The organism is Rhodococcus sp. NPDC127593 (assembly GCF_042671975.1).
Classification (GTDB): domain Bacteria; phylum Actinomycetota; class Actinomycetes; order Mycobacteriales; family Mycobacteriaceae; genus Rhodococcus_F.
In genome coordinates this window covers 131,316-151,617 of sequence record NZ_JBHXWI010000002.1, presented here as the reverse complement: position 1 = coordinate 151,617, position 20,302 = coordinate 131,316, and the positions used below count along the sequence as shown (strand labels likewise).

Below are 20,302 nucleotides of genomic sequence, written 5' to 3'. Positions count from 1 at the left end.
GCGGAACATCTCCGGGATCACACCGTCACCGTGTTCGCGGCGGCCACGCGCACCTGAAATTCGAGGCATGCCATGGCCTCCCGGGCGGCGTCGAGTGCCTGCTCGGCGGTCTCCCCGACCGCGCGTGCGTAGGCGACACGAGAATCGGACGACTCCAGGACGGTGACCGCGGCGCCTGGGCGGACCAGGAGTTGTACGTCGGTCACGCCGTCGACCTTCCGGGCGTCGTCGATGCCGCTGACGTCGGTGAGAACACCCGCGACCGGCGCGGCGGCGAACCAGATCGCGGAACAGCGGGCCGGCCGTTCCTCGGCGAGGACGGACCGGATCCCGGGAAGGACCTTCTCCCCGACGGTCTGCCGCACGACGCATTCGGCGAGGTCCACGCCGGTGGCATCGAGGGCCAGGGACGGAATCTCGTCGCCGCCCATCCGCACATGGGTCTCGATCACCCGGGGACCGGTTGGGGTGAGCACGATCTCGGTGTGGGTTGCACCGAACTCCACGCCGACGGCGTCGAGCACACTCGTCACATACGTATGGATCCGTTCCGACTGCGCCGCGGAGAGGGCTGCCGGTGCCACGTGCCCGAGTTCGACGAAGTTCGCCGGGTCGGAGAACTTGCGGGTGACGGCGACGATCTGGTGTTCGCCGCATTCCGAGAAGGCCTCCACACTGAATTGCGGGCCCTCGTGGAACCGCTCCACGAGCACCCCGCTGGTGGTCAGGCCGTCGAAATCGCCCCCGGCGCGCGCGAACGCCGCAGCCAGTGCGCCCTCCTCCCGAACCACGGCCACCCCGGCACTGCCCGCGCCACACACCGGTTTGACGACGCACGGAAATCCGTGGTCGAACGCGAACGCGCGCAACGCCTCCACGTCGGCGACGACGGCGGAGGCGGTGGCGTCGACGCCGGACTCGCGAAGCGCGGCCCGCATGGCGTTCTTGTCGTGGACCGATGTCACGGTGCGGCGCGAGTGCGTGGAAAGGCCGAGGGCCTCCCCGATCGCGGCGCAGCGGTCCTGGTCGCGTTCGCCGAACGTGGCGATCCGGGTGAACGGATGCTGCGCGTGCGCGGCCGTGGCCTGAGCGATCCACTCCTCGTCCGGCGCATCGTGCCGCACGGCGATGACCCGCGTGTGCTCGGTCAGACGGCGGAGCTTGGCGACGAATTCCAGTCGGCAGATCACCGAGGTCTGTGTGCCGGGGAGGGCGTCACGGACCCGGCCCGGGAGGTCGCGGCCGCTGCCGACGACGAGGACGTGTTCGGTCATTTCTTCACCTCGAGTGTCGAGAAGGGAGACAGTGCAGGAAGGTCGCCGGCCGGGAGTTCGTTCGCCCGTGCGCGTTCCGCGAGACTGCGATGCGCCGCCGTCCGGGAGACCAACGCCGCGGCCCCGAACGTCCCGGCCAGGACGGGCCAGGCCAGGAGCCCGGCGGGCAACAGGACGACGACGAGAATGGTGGGGCCGAGGACCTTCTGGCCCGTCATGCCGAGGCTGAATGCGCCGAGATAGCGAGCGACGGCGGGCGGCGGGGACAGTTCGGCGGACAGTTCCCAGGCGGCCACGGAGTGGATGTTCTCGGCGATCGACAGTGCCACCACCGCAGCGACAACGGCGAGGATCGCCGGAAGGGTCGCGGCCATCTGGCCGACGGCGAGTGCACCGCAGCAGAAGGCCATCAGTGCCCCGGTCCACGTCAGGAGTCGCGCCGCCGCGGACGTGCCCTCGGCGAACCGGGCGACGTAGACCTGCAGGACCACCGTCAGCACGGTGTTCACCGCCATGAGCACCGGCACCCACGCGAGCGGCACCGACGTGTACTCGATGACCCAGATCGGGAGCAGAACGATCAGCACGGTGTCGTACAACGACAGGACACCGTTGCCGACCGTGAAGACCATGAACCACCAGTCGCGGAACGGCGAGCGCACCGCGGTTCCGGCAGGCCCGGGATCGGCCGGGAGAGGCTTGCGTTGCACGACCGTTCCCGTCCTCCGGAGTACGAGCCGGACGGCGAGCGCGATGACCACGAAAGAGATTCCGTTGCCCAGGAACAGCGCCGTGAACGCGGCGGACGTGCCGGTGACGAAGACGACGCCCGCCAGCAGGAACCCCGCGGTGAGACCCACGTTCCGGATGGCGCGGATGGTGGCCATCGTCCGGGTGCGGTCGCGGCCGCCGATCACGGCCGTCACGACGGCCTGCTGGATCGGGCTGCTCGCCCGGTCGGCCGCGGTGAGCAGCACGGTGAGCACGAGGTAGCCGGTGAAGTCGGATGCGAGCGCGAAGCATCCGTAACCGACGCCGCGCAACAGCAGGAGGGCCACGTAGAACCTGCCCGGCCCCACCCGGTCGGCCAGCCTGCCCAGGGGCACCGGGGCGAGGAGCGCGAGCGCACCCGCTGTCGTGGTGGCCAGGGCGATCTGATTCGCGGTGAGGCCGACCACGCCGATGAAGTACAGGGCGAAGGACGCGAAGAACATCCCGGTGCCCAGCGAGTCGATGCCGGCGCCGACGGCGAGCGTGCGACCGGCCGGGCTGTCGGGAAGCAGCGCATCACCCAGCAGTCGCAGGCGGGCGTTCACGGGATGCTCCCCGGCGTCAGGAAGGCGTGCACGAGATCGGCCGACCGCTGCACGTGGGTGGGTGTCGCCGCCTCGGGCGCCGGACGCCGCAGGTGGTTCCAGGCGTACCGGCGGGCCGCGTTGACGAAACGTTCCGCATCCTCAGCCGAGGCTGCCTCGGACTGCGCGACCAGCGCTGCCGCGATCAGGAGTCGGCTCATCCGGTCGACCAGCACCCACCCGGCGGCGGCGACGGTCGCGGGGTCTGCACCCACCCATTCGTGGCGGGTGGTGTCCAGGGCTCCGAGCGCGTCGTCCACCATCTGCCAGGCCGCGAGCAACCTTCCCTGGGGAGCCACTCCGAGAAGCTCTCTGGACCGGTGGGCCGCCGCGTCGAAGTGTTCGCGAATCGTCAGCAGTTCCAACGCATGGGTGGTCAGGGCCCAGCAGTCGGCCCGGGCGGTGCCGCTCCCGTCGGCGCGGGCGGTGTCCGCGGCAAGCGAGTAGGCGATGCAGCGCCGGGCCACTCTCCGGGCGCGGCCGTGCGACAGCTCCGGAAGGGCGTGCCAGGCCCGGACGGCCATCACGTCGACCACCCGGTCTGCAATCTCCTCGCGACGAGCATTCGCCCACGCGCTGCCGTCGAGCGGGTGCGCCGCGCTCGCGAATCCGGTGACGGCACCCGCCAGGATGCCGAGTCCCTCGGCATCCCAGACCGCCGCGACCTGATCGGGTGCGGCCGAGGGCAGTGATCGCGTGCTCATGCGTACTCCAGCCAGTGACGGTAGGTGGGCTCGCGCCCGCGGACCACGTCGTGGAAGACGTCGCGCAGTTGCTTGGTGATCGGGCCGCACCCGCCTGCCGCCACCGGACGGTCGTCGACCGACGCCACCGGGACCACCTCGGCGGCCGTGCCGGTGAGGAACGCCTCGTCGGCGACGTAGAGCTCGCTGCGGGTCAGGCTCTGCTCCCGCACCGTGATCCCCAGGTCGCGGGCGAGCGTGATCACGGTGTCGCGGGTGAGACCGGGCAGGATGTTGTCGCCGACCGGCGGGGTGACCAGCTCACCGTCGCGGACGGCGAAGATGTTCGCAGCGGAGGCTTCGGCCACATGCCCGGTGGAGGTGAGCATCAGCGCGTCGTCGTAGCCGGCGCGCAGCGCGCCGACCTTTGCCAGGGCCGAATTGACATAGGCTCCTGTCGCTTTGGCGAGCGGCGGGACCGAGTGGACACCGTTGCGTTGCCAGCTGCTGACGACGAGGCGGCAGCCCTCCTGGTCCGCGGTTTCGCCGAGGTACGAACCCCACGGCCACGCAGCGATGGCCACCCGAGCAGTGTCCAGCGCAGGCGCGACACCCATCGAGCCGTAGCCGAGATAGACGATCGGCCGCAGGTAGCCGGAGTCCAGGCCGGTGCGGCGCAGCAACTCGAGCGAGATCTCGGTGAGCTCGTCCACCGACCACCCGGGGTCCAGCAGGTACACCCGCGCCGAGTCGTGCAGCCGTCGCAGGTGGTCGCGCAGCCGGAACACGGCCGGACCGCGGTCGGTCGCGTACGCCCGGATGCCCTCGTAGACACCCCATCCGTAGTGCAGACTCGGTGTCAGCACGTGGACCTGCGCCTGGTCCCAGGCAACGAATTCACCATCCATCCAGACGGTGCTGGTCGGGATCAGTTCCATTGTTCTGCTTTCGGTTCGGTGGCGGCGGGCCGCCGGGACGGGACGGGGACTGCCGATGCGCCGACCAGGTCCAGCCGCCGCTCGATGCTGCGCGACTGCAGCGTCAGAGCCTCTCGATACTTGTCGGCGCCTTCACCGCGGAAGGCGAACCAGCCCCAGCGGGGCCGCAGGCTGCAGCCGCGGGCGATCTTGGCCTCGTAGGCGGCGAGGCCGTAGTGGACGCGATGGATTCCGTGCTCGACCGCCCACCGGGCGGTCTCGTGGTAGGTCAGCGTCAGGTAGCAGCCACGAACACCCGGGGCGAATCCCGCGGTCCTGGCGAACAGCGTGTCGCGGGCGCGGAGGTAGAGCACGAAACCCACGAGCCGACCGTCGAGTTCGGCACCGAGCACCACACAGGAGCCGCCCAATTCCTCACGGATGGAAACGAAATCGCGTCGGACCCGGTCCTCGCCGCCGGGCAGTCCGTACTTGGCCCGGTGCGCGACTTGGAGGGCGACGACCTCGTCGTCGATCGCCGCGGGACCGCAGCGAACCACTGTGCGCAGGCCGGCCTCGGTGTAGTCCGCGACCTCCTTGCGGAGCCGGCCGCGACGCCGCTTGCTCAGGCTCGCGACGTACTCCGCCCAGCTGTGGCCGCTCAGGTCCTGCACACCCTCGGCGCCCAGCAGGGCCGCCGTGTACCCGGCGCGGGAGGCGGAACCGTCCACGTCCTCGGCCTCCGCTCCTCCGACGTACAGCAATGCCACACTGCGGCAGCCGAGTTCGTCACCGGCCCGATGGAGCAGGTCGGGCAGGGCCGCCATGACCGCGCGGCGCTGATCGTGAGAACGGCCGGGGGCGTGCGCCACACCGTGATGGTTTCCGAACGTCGCGAGCGCCACCGACGGGTATTGATCCTCGCGGGCACCCGGCAACGCTTCGGTCAGCTCGGCCCAGCGCAGCCGATCGGGGTGATCGAGCAACTCCGGTTCGGCCATCGGCCCTGCGGTTCCCGCCAGCCGGGGCGGGTCGTAGAAGAGCAGGCCCCCGGGCCGCGCCGTGAACAGCAGCGGCGCGACCGCGACGGTCCGGGCGTCCGCACGCACCTCGAGGTAACGCACCTCGTGCAGGTCGGTGCGTTCGGTGAACCGCCACCACCGCGCGTCCTCCCAGATGATGTCCGGGTCGGCGATGCCCGCGAAGTCGGCGGCGGTCGGGCGGGCGCCGCGGGGCAGGACGTGGCCGGTGAATCCGTCGACATGGGTGGCGGTCATGCTGCGTCCTCGCTTTCGGCACGGTCCCAATCGAATCCGGCGCTCACCTGTTCCGCGGTGGCGATCAGCCGGTTTCCCAGTGCCGTGAAATCGGGGTCGGTCACCACCCAGTAGGCCAGGAAGTCCGCCGACTTGCGCCCGTGATACCGGGCCGGGGTCCACTCGTCCCCGATGTGCGTGTTCAACGTGAAGTCGTGCACGCCCGGCGGTGCGTCCGGCAGTCGCTGCACCCGTCCCTGGCGCGGCGGCACGCCGTAGAACGCTGCGTGCGGGGCGGTCGCCACCCGGTCCCGGACAGCGCCCAGGTCGGTCGGCAGCCCGCATTCCACCCGCGCCCAGAGATGTCTCGGATCGATGCCCAGGACATGGCGGAGCATCGTCGGTATCGGCCCGCCGCCGATCCGTGCGGCCACTTCACAGAGCACGATCTCGCCGCCGGCGGTGACGAAGAACTCTGCGTGCACGCAGACGGTGGGCGGCGAGACCAGCGCATCGACGAGCCGCCAGGTCTCGTCCACCAGGCGCGCGCAGACCGGGTCGGTGGTGTCGAGCGACCGGGAGCCGAACGGGGCGTCGGTCCAGTGCTCGAGGCACCCCTGGCCGGTGTAGCGGGATGCGATGGCGGCCACGGGGGCTCCGGCCACACGGAACGCGTCGACGTGGTGCACCGCGCCGTCGACGAATTCCTCGACCTCGTACGGTGTGGCCGTGACGATGTCGGCGAGGCCCGTCGCCTGTGCCGGCGAATCGAGCACGTACACGCCGGTGGATCCGGAACCACTGCGCGGTTTGACGACGACGCGGCCCGGGTTGTGTGCCATGAAGTCGACGATGTCCGCCGGGTGGCGCACCGGCGCGAAGGCCGGGACGAGAATCCCTGCGGACTGGGCTAATTCCTTCATCAGGATCTTGTCACGGTAGGCGCCTGCCGTACCGGTATCCATGCCGGGCAGGCCGAGTTCGCCGCGCAGTCTGGCGGCCCGCTCGACGTCGACCTCGGCCAGGGCGAAGACACCTTTCGGCCGGTGCCGTCCGGCGAGTTCGCGAGCGGCGCCCAGCACCGCGTCGTCGTCGGAGTAGTCGGTGACCGTGGCGATCTCGGCGAATCCCTCACCCGGATCCGTTCCCGCGGCGCAGACTGCCACCAGCCGTCCGCGCTTCTCCGGCAGCCACTGGGCGAAGGGCAGCCCGGCGGCGCGCGGGCTGATCAGTACGAGAATCATCGAGAAGCTTCCTTTCTCGTCACAGCAATGCCATCGAAAGTTGTTTCCAGCGTTGCGAAGACCTCCGCGGTCCGGGCGTCCAGCGGTATCCCCCGCGCCCGCCGTTCGCGCTCGTGGGCGCGTTGCGGATCGCCCGGTGCCACTACCGGCGACCCCGTGGCGGGCGTTGCCCCGCGGACGGTGCCCAGGAGGTCTGTCAGCCCGGCCGCGAATTGCGCATGCCCGCTGAATGCTCCGGGGTCCAGCGCGAGGATGAAGTGGCCGACCCCTCGGCTTCGACCGGGGGTTCCCTCACCGACTTGCTCGAGCTGCCAGTCGGGCGGCGATCCGGTCAACACCGCCCCCAGCAGAGTGACCGCCATTGCCAGGCCCTGTCCCTTGTATCCGCCGAGTGGCGACAGTGCGTACGCCTCTTCGGGTTCCGCGGTGGGCCGCCCGGCGCGATCGGTGGCCCAACCGCTGTTCAGTGGTCGCCCCTCGGCCCGGCGGTGCTTCACCTCGCCGAAACACACCTGGCTGGTAGCCATGTCGAGCGCGAGCCCGTCGTCCCCCGTACCCGCGGCCACGCTGATCGGGTTGGTGCCGAACAGCGGTTCGACCCCGCCGTACGGAGCCACCCGGGAGGCGGCGGACGTGACTGCGATGCCGATCATCCCCTGCCCGGCCAGGTGCCGGGTGTACACCGACGCCGCGCCGAAGTGGTTGGAATTGCGCACGCCCACCGCCGCGACGCCGAAAGCCTTGGCCCGGTCGGCTGCCAGGCGGGCGGCGGCGAGTCCGGCGAGCACGCCGAGTGCGCCGTCCGCATCCAGCAACAGTCCGGCCCCACGGTCCCGGACCACGGCCGGGCACGCCGCTGCATTCGCGACGCCGGTCGCGAGTTCGTCCAGGTATTGCGGCAGCAACCGCAGACCGTGGGTGTCGATGCCACGCAGGGAGGTGTCGACGAGCGCGTCGGCCACCAGATCGGCGTCGTCCTCCGGCACTCCCGCCTCGACGAGTGCGATCGAGGCGAGCCAGCGGGCCTCCTGCTCGTCGATCAGCGAGCGAGTGTTCGGTGTCTGGTGAATCATGAAGCACTCCAATGCATGAAGACGTGTGGGCCGATGCCCGGGATGTCGAACTCCGGGCCCAGAATCCGGAAGCCCTGCTTGACGTAGAAGCCGGCGGCGGTCGTGCGGGCGTTGCACCAGACCGCGCCGGCGCCGGCCAGCACGGCGTTGGTGAGGACGGTGCGCAGGAGTGTTGTCCCCGCACCGGTGCCGCGGACCTCCTCGAGGGTGGCCATACCGCGGACGCGCCAGCCCCTGCCTGCGAGAAGACCTGGAACGGCGTGCCTTTCGGGTGGATCCTCGTGATATAGCGACGCCACGCCGACCGGCCGTCCCGCGACGAGCGTGGCGAAGTGCCGGGTGCCGACGTGCGCGTCCTCGGGGTAGGCGCAGGCCTCGACCGCTTGACCGGGTCGGAGCACCGCGTGGCGGATCGGCCGCACGTCGGCGGCGGACACCGGCCGAACCCGCCAACCGTGGGCGCCCGGATCGGGGAGGTAGCCGGAACCGGGACGATCCGGCAGGGTGACGCGGCCGGCGCCGTCGAGTACCAGTCCGCGGCCCGTGTTCACCGCGAGAAGATCGACTGCGTCGACATCCAAGTGATCCGCCAGTCCCCCGAGGTGGGCCGTGGCCGACACCCCGGCCGCCGACTCGGGCATACAGCCGAGCATGGTGATCAAGCCGCGTTCACGGGCCCGGCGCAGTAACGCGAGAGACGGGGTGATGCCCCCGGCCTTCATCGGCTTGACATTGATGCCGTCGAACGCGTCGGTGCAGGCGTCCAGGTCCTGCGGCGACGCGATGCTCTCGTCCGCGATCACTGGGATCGGGCTGCGCTCCTTCAGAATCCGCGCGTCCCGCCACGCCGAGCGCGGAAACGGCTGCTCGATCAGCTGCACGCCGAGTTCCTGCAGGCCGGGCAGAACGGGCAGCAGTCGGGACAGCTCCCAGCCGCAATTGCCGTCCACGTAGAACGGTGCGTTCGTATGGCAGCGAAGTTCCTTGACGACGGTGAGATCGCCCGGATCGGCGAGCTTGATCTTGTACGCCGACCACCCGGGCCGCTCGCGGAGTTTGCGGACCATCATCTCGGTCTCGTCGAGCCCGATGCTGAAGCTGGAGCACAACTCCCGCGGACGTTCCAGACCCAGAGCCTGCCACAGCGGCACACCGAGCAGCCGTGCCCGCAGATCGTGCACCGCGGTGTCGAGGGCGGCCAGGACGAACGGCGACCCGGGCAGCGCGGCGGACAGCGCTCGCCACACGGCGAACGGGTCGCCGGGACCCAGGTCGATCAGCAACGGCGCGATCCGCCGCAGATCCGCGTGCATCCGGTCCAGGTCCGAGTTGTAGTGGTCGGTCATGAACGCGGATGCCTCGCCGAACCCGGCGAGTCCGTCCTGCTCCACCTCGACCACCAGTCCCCGCTGCACCGGAATCGCCTCTCTGGCAGAGCGCCACAGATGCCGTTGCGTCAAGCTGATCTCGTGCGCGGTGACCTTCACGCGTTGCCTCCGACGCCGAAGAACTCGCGGTCTCGCGGGCCGTGCGGACGGAGGTCGTCCCACCACTGCGCATGCTCGTCGTATTTCGCGAAGAACGGGGTGCCGACCAGGTCCGGCCGGCGTGCCTGCAGGAACCGCAACGCGAACGCGCGTCCGCCGTCGAGGTCGACGACGCCGTCGACCACGACCTTCCCCGGCGACGCCGACATCACCGGACCCCGCGCGGTCCGTCCGAGTCCGGAAACCCGTTGCAGCGCTTCGCGGTAGATGTCGACCGCTCGCGCCAGTGGCAGACCGAAATACGGGCGCGCACCGGTGTCCCGCTCGACGAACATGTAGTACGGCACCACGCGGTTGCGGACCTGCGCCTGCCAGAGGTCCGCCCACGTGCGCGGGTCGTCGTTGACGTGACGTACCACCGGAGCCTGAGCGCGGAGCACCGCGCCGGTCGACGCCAGCCGGGCCAGCGCCGTCCGGGCGGCATCGGTCTGCAGTTCCGCGACGTGCGACAGGTGCAGCATCATCGCGACGTGCTTGCCGGCGGCGGTCAGCCGCTCGAGCAACCGCAGCAGGTCGTCGGCTTCCGGTCCGGCCAGCAGCCGGTACGGCCAGAACGAGACGGCCTTCGTGCCGATCCGGATCGTTTCGACATGTTCCCGCCCCGGTTCGAGCAGCGGCTCCAGATACGAGGCCAGCAACTCGGTCCGCATGACCAGCGGGTCGCCGCCGGTCAGCAGCACGTCGGTGATGCCGGGGTGCAGGTCGAGGTACCGGGTCATCGCCTCCGGCCCGGACATGGCCATCTTCAGGTCCGGGGTGTCCACGAACTGGGCCCAGCGGAAGCAGTAGCCGCAATAGCTGTGGCAGGTCTGTCCCTGGCGGGGGAACACCAGCAGTGTCTCGGCGTACTTGTGCTGCATGCCCGAGCCGTCGATGTCGTCGTGCTGGGGAACGTTCATGCTCAGCTGGTCGCCGGGGTGCGGATTCAGTGCGGCCCGGACCGTGTCGACCGCATGCCGGACGGTGCCCCGATCTCCCTGCGCCACGGCCTGCTCGATCAGGGCGAAGTGCTCGGTCTCGAGCATGTCGCGGTGTGGGAAGGTCAGCCGGTAGATCGGGTCGTCCGGCGCACGGCCCCAGTCGATCAGTTCGTCGACGACGTAGCTGCTGACCTTGAACGGCAGCACCTGGGACACCACGTGGGCCTCGTGCCCCAGGATCGGGTCGCCGGTTCGCTCAGCGACGAGCTTGTGGAGCCGGGCGCCGCTGATCGATCGCGGAGCGAGGGCCGTGCGGGTGTCGAGATCGAGCAGTGTCATTTGTCCGTCACCGCCAGGCCCCAATCGAAGTCGACATCGCCCAGCACATCCATGTCCGACATCAGCGAATACAGACCGCTGTAGTCGCGCACGAGCCGCGAACCGGATTTCTCGGCCCGCACGTCGGCGAGCATCTTCTCCCAGCCGGTGACCCTCTCGATCCGGAAGATCGCTTCCCATGTCGAGTAGTCCGTGGCGACGAACGCGTCCAGTCCGGCGACAAGCATGTCCAGGAAGAAGCGGCGCTTGACGGGGTCCAGCACGTCGTACACCAGCTTCGCCATCTCGTCGGAAATGGATGCGTGGCAGTACTCGTCCCGATTGTGCAGCTTTGCGGTGGTGGAGTTGACCACCTGGATGTCGTGATCGTCGGCGAGCAGATCGAGATAGGCGTTGATCGAGATCTCGGACACCGTGGCGAAGGCCAGCGTGGTCAGGCTGCGCTGCCAGCGTTCGGCGGCATGGGCGCGCAGCCGGCGGTGTGTCCGCGAGGTGTGCGATTCGGGTAAGGCGCTGTCGGGGAACATGTTCCCCCGTTTACGTCTGGTCAGCGCGCTCGCGTTGATGTGCATGAGGGTGTGGTACTGCTCGTCGACCATTGCCTGGGCGAGGGCGATATCCATGTCCTGGCCGCCGAGACCGGGGAACTCCCCGTCCATGACGAGCGCGAACGCCGGGTTGGCGACGCGTTGCTCGGCGAGCACCGTGTGCCGGTTGTACGCGATCCAGGCCCAGCTCAGCAGCCGCGACCGCAGCGCGTCGGGCATCGCCTGCCACGTCGGATGGTCGCGGAACGGCACGATTTTCTCGGGGTAGTCGGCCCGGCCGGCGTCGAACAACTCGTCGAGGTCGGGCTCGTCGCGTTTCACCGTCGACCGTCGGTGCCAGTTGCCCGCGAGGCGGCTGATGACGGCGTTCTCGGCTTCGTCGGCGGGGTCGAACGACGGCAGTCCGGGAAGGTGCACCAACCCGTCGGCATCCGAGCACTGCAGGTCGTCGATGATCATGCGCGAGTCCGGTCGCCGGCCCAGAAACGAGTGAGGTGACGGGCGCGGTCGGCGTACTCCGAGCGCGCGTGCAGCATGCGCTGGTTGTCCCAGATGAGCAGTGCATTCTCGGGAATCAGCACGCGGGTGCGCAGCTCGTGGAACAGGTCGCTGACGCGATGCGCCAACCTGCGACCCGCCCGGCCGAGCGGCAGCCGTGAGTCGTCGACGTCGGAGTCGTGGTGCGGGTCGTAGTCGGCCGCGGTGAGCAGGTTGTAGCTGAACCGCAGGGCGGTGCGGCCGGTGTCGTCCGCACCCAGCATCGGGGTGCGCACGCCCCCGTCCGGGCCCGGGAAGGTCAGTTCGGCGTCCGTCATCAGGGTGACCTCAGCCGGATCCAGGGCGTCGACGAGCCGCCGGATGTCGAGCAGATCGGTGTGGCCGCCGCCGCAGCGCGCCTGCCGGTGGCAGAACAGCGCCAGGTACGCCGGGCTGGGATCCCAGCCCGGCGCCTCGGTGTGCGCCAGAATCGTGTTCGCGCTCTGCGAGTACGCCCGATGATCGTTGCCGGGACGGTAGGTCACCTCGTGCGTGAGGTGCCCGTTGTATTGCGGGACCAGATCACCCAGGGAGCCAACCACTTCCGCTGCGGCGGTACGGTCGGGCACGTCGCGGACGACGACGTACCCGTCCGCCGCCAGCCGGGACCGGTCGACACGGCCTTCCACCGTTTTCCCACCTGCAGGCGCAGAAACGACATGACAATTCGGCGACATCTATTCCTCCATTCCGAAAACCCGACTGGGATGCGTACCCCGTGACGCCGGCCTTCGAGACCGGGATCGTCGTGATCGGTTTCAAGAATGTGGTCGTGCCGCCACGCACACCAGGCACCCTAGGGGAGCCAAAAAGTCACCCGGAACGGACTACCGGGGCCGTAACAACAGGGTGCGGGTGGCGTTGCGCCGCCGGCACGAGCGATGGTCGCTGCAGAGTTCTACGATCGTTCTCGATGGCGGAGACCGTGCAGATCCCCAAGGGACCGTTGCGATCGAACATGGTTGCCGAGCCCACCGCGACTCCATCGCACGCTCGGTGACTGTCGGCTTCCAGCCCGAGTTCGATCCCGTCCGGCAGTCTGGTCAGCGCCAGAGTGACGTCGCCGTTGATGTAGCCGATGCCCTCGGTGCCCATGTTGGTCACCAAATTGGTCAAGTCGGCGATCATTGCCGCACGCACGAACGGGCTGGTCGCTTCCCGTTCGATCACCGACCAACCTGACGTCCAGATCCGTTTCCGGTCAGAGGTTGGCCAAGCCGGCCCGCCATGCGGCAACGGTCCCCAATCCGCATTCTCCCCACTGGTGCCGATCAACCGCGCACCGGGATGCTCGGCCGGCGAGGGAGGCTGCTGTACGCGGGAGTCGACCCAATGGTCGCCTGCTGCATTCCTCGATTTTCGGTAGAAGACCACCGTGGCCCTGGCCACGGATTCACCCGCCTGAATCAACTCGGCTTCGACAAGTCGAATTCGGTTTCCCCACCGAATGATCCGTGAGCGAACATCGATCCGACACATCCTCACCGGACGAAAGAGATCCGCGGTCAGCCGGGTGGCGAAGAACTCGTCCTGCTTGTCCTCACCCTCGATGGCGTGGGCAAGCAAGCCCAGCACCGCCGGACCGGAAACCATGTCCGCCGACCATCCGCTGACGGCAGCCGCCGTCGGCTCGTACCCCGAACCTGCACGGGCGAAGAAGGGTTGAGCGGTGTATGCCGAACTGATTCCAGCCTGTTCCGCGTCAAGATGAGCGCCGGCCGTCACTTCAGCTCCACAGCGTGGCGGCGTCGACCGCGTCGGTGGCAGGGGTGCCGGGGAGGCCGGGCTCGCTGCGGGAGAACCGCGGCGCAGGCCGGTGCTGGGTGACCCGGTCCAGTTCGATGAGGGATCCGCGGGCGGCGATGTGCGGGTTCTGCGGCGCCTCGGCAAAGGTCAGGACCGGTGTGGTGCAGGCGTCGGTGCCGTCGAAGATTGCCGCCCACTCGTCGCGGGTCTTGGTGATGAACACCTCGGCGAACAGTTTCTGCAGCTGCGGCCAGCTGCTCCGGTCGTTCTGTGCCGGCACGTCGGATGGGTCCAGACCCAGACCCTCCAAAAGCAGTGCATAGAACTGCGGCTCGACCGCACCGACTGCCATGTACCGGCCGTCCGCGGTCTCGTAAGTGTCGTAGTACGGCGCACCGGTGTCGAGCATATTCACCCCGCGCTCGTCCGACCACCGCCCCAAGCCGCGGAAACTCCACATCATGTGCGACAACGCCAGGGTGCCGTCCACCATGGCCGCGTCGACGACCTGGCCCTCGCCCGACGTGTGCCGTTCGATCAGCGCAGCGAGGATGCCGAACACGAGGAACATCGAACCGCCGCCGAAATCGCCGACCATGTTCAACGGCGGCACCGGGCGCTCCCCCTTCCTGCCGATCGCGTGCAGCACGCCGGTCAGCGAGATGTAGTTGATGTCGTGGCCGGCCGTCTGCGCGAGTGGACCTTCCTGTCCCCAGCCAGTCATCCGGCCGTAGATCAGGCGCGGATTGTGCGCCAGTGCGACGTCCGGTCCCAGACCCAAGCGCTCGGTGACGCCGGGGCGGAAGCCTTCGATGAGCACGTCTGCCCGCTCGATCAGGCCGAGGACGAGCTCGATGCCGGCAGGGACCCCGAGGTTCGCTTCCACGACGCGGCGGCCGCGCTGGGTCTGGTCGCGGCGCTGCCCGACAGTCGGCAGCAGGCCGGCCCGCTGAACGCGAACCACGTCCGCGCCGAGGTCTGCGAGCAACGTCGCAGCGTGCGGGCCCGGACCGATGCCGGCGAGTTCGACGATGCGGACACCGGTGAGTGGTCCGCTGCCGGTGGTGGTCGCCATGGATTCTTCCTCTACGTCTCTGGGTTACGGAAAATGCTGTGACACTCGATGTTCAGTGGACGGTGCCGGACTCGGCCGGCGGCTGTCCGAACCGCTCCTGCGGGACCGGTTCAGAACCCGGCCGACTTGGCGATGATCGTCTTCATGACCTCGTTGGTGCCGCCGTAGATCCTCGAGACGCGGGTGTCCGCGTACAGCCGGGCGATAGGGTACTCGAGCATGTAGCCGTAACCGCCGTGCAGCTGTAGGCACTTGTCGATGATCTCGCCGGCGTTCTCGGTGCAGAACAGCTTCGCCTTGGCGGCATCGGCGACGCTCAGGTCTCCGGTCTCGTGCAGCTCGATGGCCCGGTCCACCATGGCCTGCGCGGCCTCCACCTTGGCGATGCACTCGGCGATGACGAATTTGGTGTTCTGGAAGTCGGCGACCGGCTTGCCGAACACCTTGCGGTCACGCACGTAGTCCGAGGCGAACGTGATGGCACCGGTGGCGGCGGCGGTCGTGGTGACCGCGATCATCAGGCGCTCCTGCGGAAGGTTGTTGGCGAGGTAGCCGAACGCCGCGCCCTCTTCGCCGAGCAGATCCTCGACCGGTACCCGCACGTCGGTGAAGGAAAGCTCTGCGGTGTCGGATACGCGCATTCCGATCTTCTCGAGCTTGCGGCCCACCTCGTAGCCCTCGCTCCTGGTGTCCACCGCGAGGATGCTGAGGCCGGCGCGGCGGTTCTCCTCGGTAGCCGGGGAGGTGCGGCAGACGACGAGGACGCGGTCGGCCTGAACGCCGCCGGTGATGAAAGTCTTGGCGCCGTTGAGGATGTAGTGCGTGCCGTCCTCCGACAGCCGGGCGCTGGTCTTGATGCCGGCGAGGTCCGAGCCGGTGCCCGGTTCCGTCATCGCGATGGCGGTCATCATGTCCCCGCTGACGAACCCGGGCAGCCAGCGCCGCTTCTGCTCCTCGGTGCCGTAGGCGAGCAGGTAGGGCAGCACCAGGCCGGTGTGCACGCCGAACGCACCGAAACTGACTGCGGCACGGGCGGTCTCCTCGGAGAGCACCGCCTGGTACTTGAAGCTGGTTTCACCGGCTCCACCGTAGGACTCGGGCACGGTCATTCCGAGCACGCCCAGCTTGCCGAGCTGACGGTAGAAGTCGCGCGGCACCATGCCCTCGCGCTCCCAATCGGCGAAGTTCGGCGTGACCTCCGACTCGATGAAGGCACGGATGACTTTGCGGAAGTCTTCATGTTCCTGGTTGAACACGATGCGCTGCATGTCTTTTCCTTCTTTCTGTGGACTAGCGAAGATGGGGTGTAAGGGGAATGCGGGTATGTCAGCCGAGGATTCGGGCACGGTCCCGGACGGAGTTGACGGTGAGCAGGGCGATCACCGCACCGATGACGGCGGCGATGCCGAAGATCTGGAAGGCCGAAGCGTAACCGTCGGCGGGGGTGGCGGCGTTGTCGACGATGACGCCGGTGAGGTACGGGGCGATCAGACCGCCGGTGGCCATCATCGCCATGAACACGCCCAGCACGCCGGCCATCTGCTGCGGCGGGCAGATCTCGGAGATCGCGGCATTGAACAGCGGGATGATGACGGTGCCGACACCGTAGCCGATCGAGACCACCATCACCGCGACGATAGGCGTCTGGATGTACGGCATGGTGATCAGGGCGACGCCGCACAGCAGCAGCGCGATTCCAGGCACGATGCCGCGCAGCACCCGGGAGCTGGCGCCGCGCACCAGCAGCCGGTCGCTGACCGAGGTGCACAGGAACATGAAGAACAGTCCGGCGATGCTGGGGATCCCGAACATGGTGCCGGCCTGCACCCGCGAATAGCCCAGGCCCACCTCGAAGTAGGACGGCAGCCACGTCAGCACGACGGTGACGAGAGCGTACATGGTGAAGACCGCGGCGAGGGCACCGAGAAATGTCGGTGTCCGCAGGATCCTGGACCACGGCACCTTCTGGCCCGCGGTCGACGCCGCAGCCCCGGAGTCCCCGGCGGCATTCTTGACCGGGCGCTTACCGTAGGGCCCTCCTTGCCACGTCACCAGCCACACGACGGACCAGACCACGCTGACCATGGCGAGAATGAGGAACGTAGACCGCCATCCCCAGTTCGCGACCGCCAGGGCCATCAGTGGGGCAACCAGGATCTTGGCGATCGAAGCGCCGGAAGCCAGGAAAGCGCCCGGCAGCCCGCGCTTCTCCGCAGGATGCCAGGAGTAGGCGCCGGTATGGATCAGCGCCCCCGACGGCCCCTCGAAGAATCCCAGCGCCATCCGACAGATCAGCAGCATCGTGAAGCCTGCGACGACCACCAGTGGCACCATCGACGCAGCCCAGGCCAGGCACAGCAGCAGTAGCAGCCATCGCAACGACATCCATTTGTGCAGTGCCCCGGCGAAGAAGCCGCCGATGGTGAATGCCAGGAAGAATGCGCTGCCGACGAGCCCGATCTGCGCGGACGTCAGACCGAACTCCTTGGCCAGAGGCTGGGCGACCAGCCCGAAGACGGCCTTGTCGGCCCAGTTGACGACGACCAGGAGCACCAGAATTCCGGTGAGGCCCCAAGCCCGTACACGAGACTCCCCTCCTACTTCGGTTGACGCAACGGGGGGAACGTCCTGCTTGCTCAATGTCATTCTCATCGATCCTCTCGGGCAATGGCGACGGCTGCACGACGCGGTGACGCCGGGACTGGAAGCGAATTGTGACGCGCACCACCCCTGCGCTAGCAAGTAAATCATTGTCCGGCCTAAAAGTGCAATAGTGCGCCGAACGATCCCCTACACCTCGCCCGATTTGGCGCGAAACCTCCGGAACAGGCTGTTGACAGGCCTGACGGAAGTGGTAGACAGAATCCATTCGGTGGTGTTAAGTAAATTTTTATTCGATCAGAAAGGAGTCAGATGTGACTCGCAAGGTCCACGTCGCCGGAGTCGGGATGATCCCGTTCACCAAGCCCGGCAAGAGCGAGAACTACAACGTCATGGGTGAGACCGCTGCCCGCGCAGCACTGGATGACGCCGGCATCGAGTACTCCCTCGTTCAGCAGGCTTACGCCGGGTACGTGTACGGCGACTCGACGGCCGGCCAGGCCGCGCTGTACGGCCTCGGTCTGACCGGAATCCCGGTCTTCAATGTCAACAACAACTGCGCTACCGGCTCTTCGGCGCTATACCTGGCTCGCCAGGCCGTCGCGAGTGGTGCCGTCGAGTGCGCACTGGCTGTCGGGTTCGAGCAGATGAAACCCGGTGCGCTCAAGCGGGTCTGGGACGACCGACCGGCACCGATGTTCCGATTCGACAACCTGATGACGGAGCTTCAGGGCGCCGACGAACTATCCCCGCGCGCAGCCCAGATGTTCGGCGGCGCAGGCGTTTCCCACATGCAGAAGTACGGTACCAAGCCGGAGACGTTCGCCAAGATCTCGGTCAAGGCCCGCAAGCACGCGGCCAACAATCCCAATGCCGTCTTCCGCGACCTGCTCACCGAGGAGCAGGTGCTCGAGTCCCCGCACATCTTCGGTCCCCTGACCCGATACCAGTGCTGCCCACCCACCTGCGGTGCCGCCGCTGCAGTGGTGTGCAGCGAGGAGTTCGCCCGCAGGCACGGGCTGTCCGCGGACGTGGTCATCGAGGCGCAGGCGCTCACGACCGACACCGCGAGCACGTTCGAGGACCGCGACATGATGAAGGTGGTGGGCTACGACATGACCGCAGCGGCCGCCGCCCAGGTCTACGAGGCCGCGGGCATCGGCCCCGAGGACGTACAGGTGGTCGAACTGCACGACTGCTTCTCCGCCAACGAGCTCATCACCTACGAGGGACTGGGTCTGACCCCCGAGGGCACCGCCGAGAAGTTCATCCTCGACGGTGACAACACCTACGGCGGCCGCGTGGTCACCAACCCGTCGGGTGGTCTGCTTTCCAAGGGGCACCCGCTGGGCGCCACCGGACTGGCCCAGTGTGCCGAACTCGTGTGGCAACTCCGCGGTCAGGCCGGCCCGCGTCAGGTGGAGGGCGCGCGAATCGGCCTGCAGCACAACCTGGGACTCGGTGGCGCGTGCGTGGTCAGCATCTTCAAGAAGGTGGGCTGACATGGCACTCGACCCGGCCGTCATCGGCAAGGTGATTCCCGGTCACGAAGTGATCGTCGAGCGCGGACGTCTGCGCTTCTTCGCGCAGTCCATCGGCGAGACCAACCCGATCTACTCCGATGCAGAGGCCGCCAAGGCGGCCGGGCACCGCGATGTACTGGTGCCGCCGACCTTCCTGTTCTGCCTGGACATGGACAAGCCGGACCCGTTCGCCCTCATCCGCGAACTCGCTATCGACATGCGGTACGTGCTGCACGGCGAGCAGGCGTTCAAATACCACTCGCCGGCCTATGCCGGCGACACGCTGGCCTACAACGGCACCGTCACCGACGTGTACTCGAAGAAGAACGGAGCGTTGGACTTCCTCGTCCGGACGGTCGACGTCACCCGTGACGGCGGGCCGATCGCCCGCCTCACCAACACCCTTGTCGTCCGAAACCCGAAGGCGCAACGATGAAAACAGGCGACTCCCTCCCGGAATTGCAACTCCCCGGCATCAGCCGCACCACGCTGGCGCTCTACGCGGGCGCGTCCGGCGACCACAATCCGATGCACATCGATCTCGACGTCGCGCGCTCCGGCGGCATGGACGACGTGTTCGCCCACGGCATGCTGTCGATGGCATACCTCGGCCGCCTGCTGACCAATTACGTTCCGCAGGAGCGAATCTGCTCCTACGCGATACGATTCGCCGCCATCACCCCGCTGCACGCGAAGCCGACCTGCAGCGGAACCGTGACCAAGGTCGAGGACGGCCTGGCACATCTCGACCTCACCGTCACTCTGGCCGACGGAACGGTCACCCTCCGCGGCGACGCCGTCGTCGCCGCCTGACCTGCACCACACCACCGAAAGGACACCCGCTATGGGCAAGCTCGACAACAGGACAGCAATCGTCACCGGATCCGGCCGCGGCATCGGCCGTGCCATCGCCGTGAAATTCGCGGCCGAGGGCGCAAGTGTCGTGGTCAACGACCTCGACCCGGGCCCGGCCAAGGAGACGGTCGAGGAGATCGTCGCAGCCGGCGGCAAGGCCGTCGCCTGCATCGGCTCCGTCACCGAGGAGGGCTTTGCGGACCGCTTCGTCGCCACCGCCGTCGACACGTTCGGTGGCCTCGATATCATCGTCAACAACGCCGGCTTCACCTGGGACAACGTCATCCAGAAGATGACCGACGAGCAGTGGGACACCATCCTGGATCTGCACCTGAAGGCACCCTTCCGGATACTGCGCGCGGCGCAGCCGTACATCAAGGCGAACCCGACCGACCATCACCGCAAGGTCGTCAACATCTCCTCCAACGCCGGTGTGGTCGGCAACGCCGGCCAGTCGAACTACGCGGCGGCCAAGGCGGGCATCATCGGACTGACCAAGACCCTCGCCCGCGAGTGGGGGCGCTACCGGGTGAACGTCAACGCAGTCGCCTACGGCCTGATCAACACCCGCTTGACGGAGGCGTCGGCGGACGGCAACTCCACCATCGACGTCGAGGGCCGGGAGATCAAGGTCGGCGTCAACCCCCAGCTGCTCGCCGCAGCCGAACGGTCCATCCCGCTGGGCCGGGCCGGCCGCCCCGACGAGGCCGCGGGCGCGGTGTTCGCCCTGTGCCTGCCCGAGACCGACTACGTCAGCGGCCAGTGCCTGGTCTGCGACGGCGGCAGCCGCTAACTATCCCGACAGGAGT

At 68.2% G+C, this 20,302-nt stretch carries 19 protein-coding genes; 4 read left to right on the top strand and 15 right to left on the bottom strand.

Annotated elements, in window-relative coordinates; all coding sequences use genetic code 11:
• Positions 1-17: 17 nt before the first annotated feature.
• From ACFVJ3_RS02415 to ACFVJ3_RS02345, 15 genes are all read right to left on the bottom strand, one after another.
• Positions 18-1,274 (bottom strand): ATP-grasp domain-containing protein, encoded by a 1,257-nt coding sequence (locus ACFVJ3_RS02415; RefSeq protein WP_378450529.1) that lies wholly within the window; start codon positions 1,272-1,274, stop codon positions 18-20.
• Positions 1,271-2,590 carry an MFS transporter gene (locus ACFVJ3_RS02410; protein WP_378450528.1) on the bottom strand — a complete coding sequence of 440 codons (1,320 nt, stop codon included), beginning with the start codon at positions 2,588-2,590 and terminating at the stop codon, positions 1,271-1,273. Before ACFVJ3_RS02410 ends, ACFVJ3_RS02415 begins: the two co-directional genes overlap by 4 nt.
• The gene (locus ACFVJ3_RS02405) at positions 2,587-3,333 is read right to left on the bottom strand and encodes a hypothetical protein (protein ID WP_378450527.1); all 747 of its coding nucleotides are present in this window, start codon (positions 3,331-3,333) and stop codon (positions 2,587-2,589) included. Before ACFVJ3_RS02405 ends, ACFVJ3_RS02410 begins: the two co-directional genes overlap by 4 nt.
• Positions 3,330-4,250 carry a branched-chain amino acid transaminase gene (locus tag ACFVJ3_RS02400; RefSeq protein ID WP_378450526.1) on the bottom strand — a complete coding sequence of 307 codons (921 nt, stop codon included), beginning with the start codon at positions 4,248-4,250 and terminating at the stop codon, positions 3,330-3,332. Before ACFVJ3_RS02400 ends, ACFVJ3_RS02405 begins: the two co-directional genes overlap by 4 nt.
• Positions 4,241-5,506, bottom strand: a complete 1,266-nt coding sequence (locus ACFVJ3_RS02395) for a GNAT family N-acetyltransferase (RefSeq protein WP_378450525.1) — start codon at positions 5,504-5,506, stop codon at positions 4,241-4,243. Before ACFVJ3_RS02395 ends, ACFVJ3_RS02400 begins: the two co-directional genes overlap by 10 nt.
• Positions 5,503-6,729: an acetyl-CoA carboxylase biotin carboxylase subunit family protein gene (locus ACFVJ3_RS02390; protein ID WP_378450524.1), complete on the bottom strand. Its 1,227-nt coding sequence runs from the start codon at positions 6,727-6,729 to the stop codon at positions 5,503-5,505. Before ACFVJ3_RS02390 ends, ACFVJ3_RS02395 begins: the two co-directional genes overlap by 4 nt.
• Positions 6,726-7,802, bottom strand: coding sequence for an Ldh family oxidoreductase (locus ACFVJ3_RS02385; RefSeq protein ID WP_378450523.1), 1,077 nt, complete (start codon positions 7,800-7,802; stop codon positions 6,726-6,728). The genes ACFVJ3_RS02390 and ACFVJ3_RS02385 overlap by 4 nt, the downstream gene beginning before the upstream one ends.
• Positions 7,799-9,289 (bottom strand): GNAT family N-acetyltransferase, encoded by a 1,491-nt coding sequence (locus ACFVJ3_RS02380; protein WP_378450522.1) that lies wholly within the window; start codon positions 9,287-9,289, stop codon positions 7,799-7,801. Before ACFVJ3_RS02380 ends, ACFVJ3_RS02385 begins: the two co-directional genes overlap by 4 nt.
• Positions 9,286-10,608 carry a KamA family radical SAM protein gene (locus ACFVJ3_RS02375; protein WP_378450521.1) on the bottom strand — a complete coding sequence of 441 codons (1,323 nt, stop codon included), beginning with the start codon at positions 10,606-10,608 and terminating at the stop codon, positions 9,286-9,288. The genes ACFVJ3_RS02380 and ACFVJ3_RS02375 overlap by 4 nt, the downstream gene beginning before the upstream one ends.
• On the bottom strand, positions 10,605-11,615 hold the full coding sequence (locus ACFVJ3_RS02370) for a diiron oxygenase (protein WP_378450520.1): 1,011 nt from the start codon (positions 11,613-11,615) through the stop codon (positions 10,605-10,607). Before ACFVJ3_RS02370 ends, ACFVJ3_RS02375 begins: the two co-directional genes overlap by 4 nt.
• On the bottom strand, positions 11,612-12,370 hold the full coding sequence (locus tag ACFVJ3_RS02365; RefSeq protein WP_378450519.1) for a TauD/TfdA family dioxygenase: 759 nt from the start codon (positions 12,368-12,370) through the stop codon (positions 11,612-11,614). Before ACFVJ3_RS02365 ends, ACFVJ3_RS02370 begins: the two co-directional genes overlap by 4 nt.
• Positions 12,371-12,506: 136 nt before the next feature.
• On the bottom strand, positions 12,507-13,286 hold the full coding sequence (locus ACFVJ3_RS02360) for an acyl-CoA thioesterase domain-containing protein (RefSeq protein ID WP_378450634.1): 780 nt from the start codon (positions 13,284-13,286) through the stop codon (positions 12,507-12,509).
• Between the two features lie 133 nt (positions 13,287-13,419).
• Positions 13,420-14,514, bottom strand: a complete 1,095-nt coding sequence (locus ACFVJ3_RS02355; RefSeq protein WP_378450518.1) for a CaiB/BaiF CoA transferase family protein — start codon at positions 14,512-14,514, stop codon at positions 13,420-13,422.
• 110 nt (positions 14,515-14,624) lie between these two features.
• A complete protein-coding gene (locus ACFVJ3_RS02350) occupies positions 14,625-15,782 on the bottom strand; it encodes an acyl-CoA dehydrogenase family protein (protein WP_378450517.1) in 1,158 nt (385 codons plus the stop codon).
• Positions 15,783-15,840: 58 nt separating this feature from the next.
• Complete coding sequence (locus ACFVJ3_RS02345; protein ID WP_378450516.1) at positions 15,841-17,160, bottom strand: MFS transporter; 1,320 nt, start codon at positions 17,158-17,160, stop codon at positions 15,841-15,843.
• A gap of 269 nt (positions 17,161-17,429) precedes the next feature.
• On the opposite strand from ACFVJ3_RS02345, the gene ACFVJ3_RS02340 reads away from it, so the two are divergent.
• From ACFVJ3_RS02340 to ACFVJ3_RS02325, 4 genes are read left to right on the top strand one after another with little or no spacing between them, the layout of a single operon-like run.
• Positions 17,430-18,617 carry a lipid-transfer protein gene (locus tag ACFVJ3_RS02340; protein WP_378450515.1) on the top strand — a complete coding sequence of 396 codons (1,188 nt, stop codon included), beginning with the start codon at positions 17,430-17,432 and terminating at the stop codon, positions 18,615-18,617.
• A 1-nt stretch (position 18,618) separates the two neighbouring features.
• The gene (locus ACFVJ3_RS02335; RefSeq protein ID WP_378450514.1) at positions 18,619-19,074 is read left to right on the top strand and encodes a MaoC family dehydratase N-terminal domain-containing protein; all 456 of its coding nucleotides are present in this window, start codon (positions 18,619-18,621) and stop codon (positions 19,072-19,074) included.
• Positions 19,071-19,451 carry a MaoC/PaaZ C-terminal domain-containing protein gene (locus ACFVJ3_RS02330; RefSeq protein WP_378450513.1) on the top strand — a complete coding sequence of 127 codons (381 nt, stop codon included), beginning with the start codon at positions 19,071-19,073 and terminating at the stop codon, positions 19,449-19,451. The genes ACFVJ3_RS02335 and ACFVJ3_RS02330 overlap by 4 nt, the downstream gene beginning before the upstream one ends.
• 31 nt (positions 19,452-19,482) lie before the next feature.
• Positions 19,483-20,286, top strand: a complete 804-nt coding sequence (locus ACFVJ3_RS02325) for an SDR family NAD(P)-dependent oxidoreductase (RefSeq protein ID WP_378450512.1) — start codon at positions 19,483-19,485, stop codon at positions 20,284-20,286.
• Positions 20,287-20,302 lie beyond the last annotated feature (16 nt).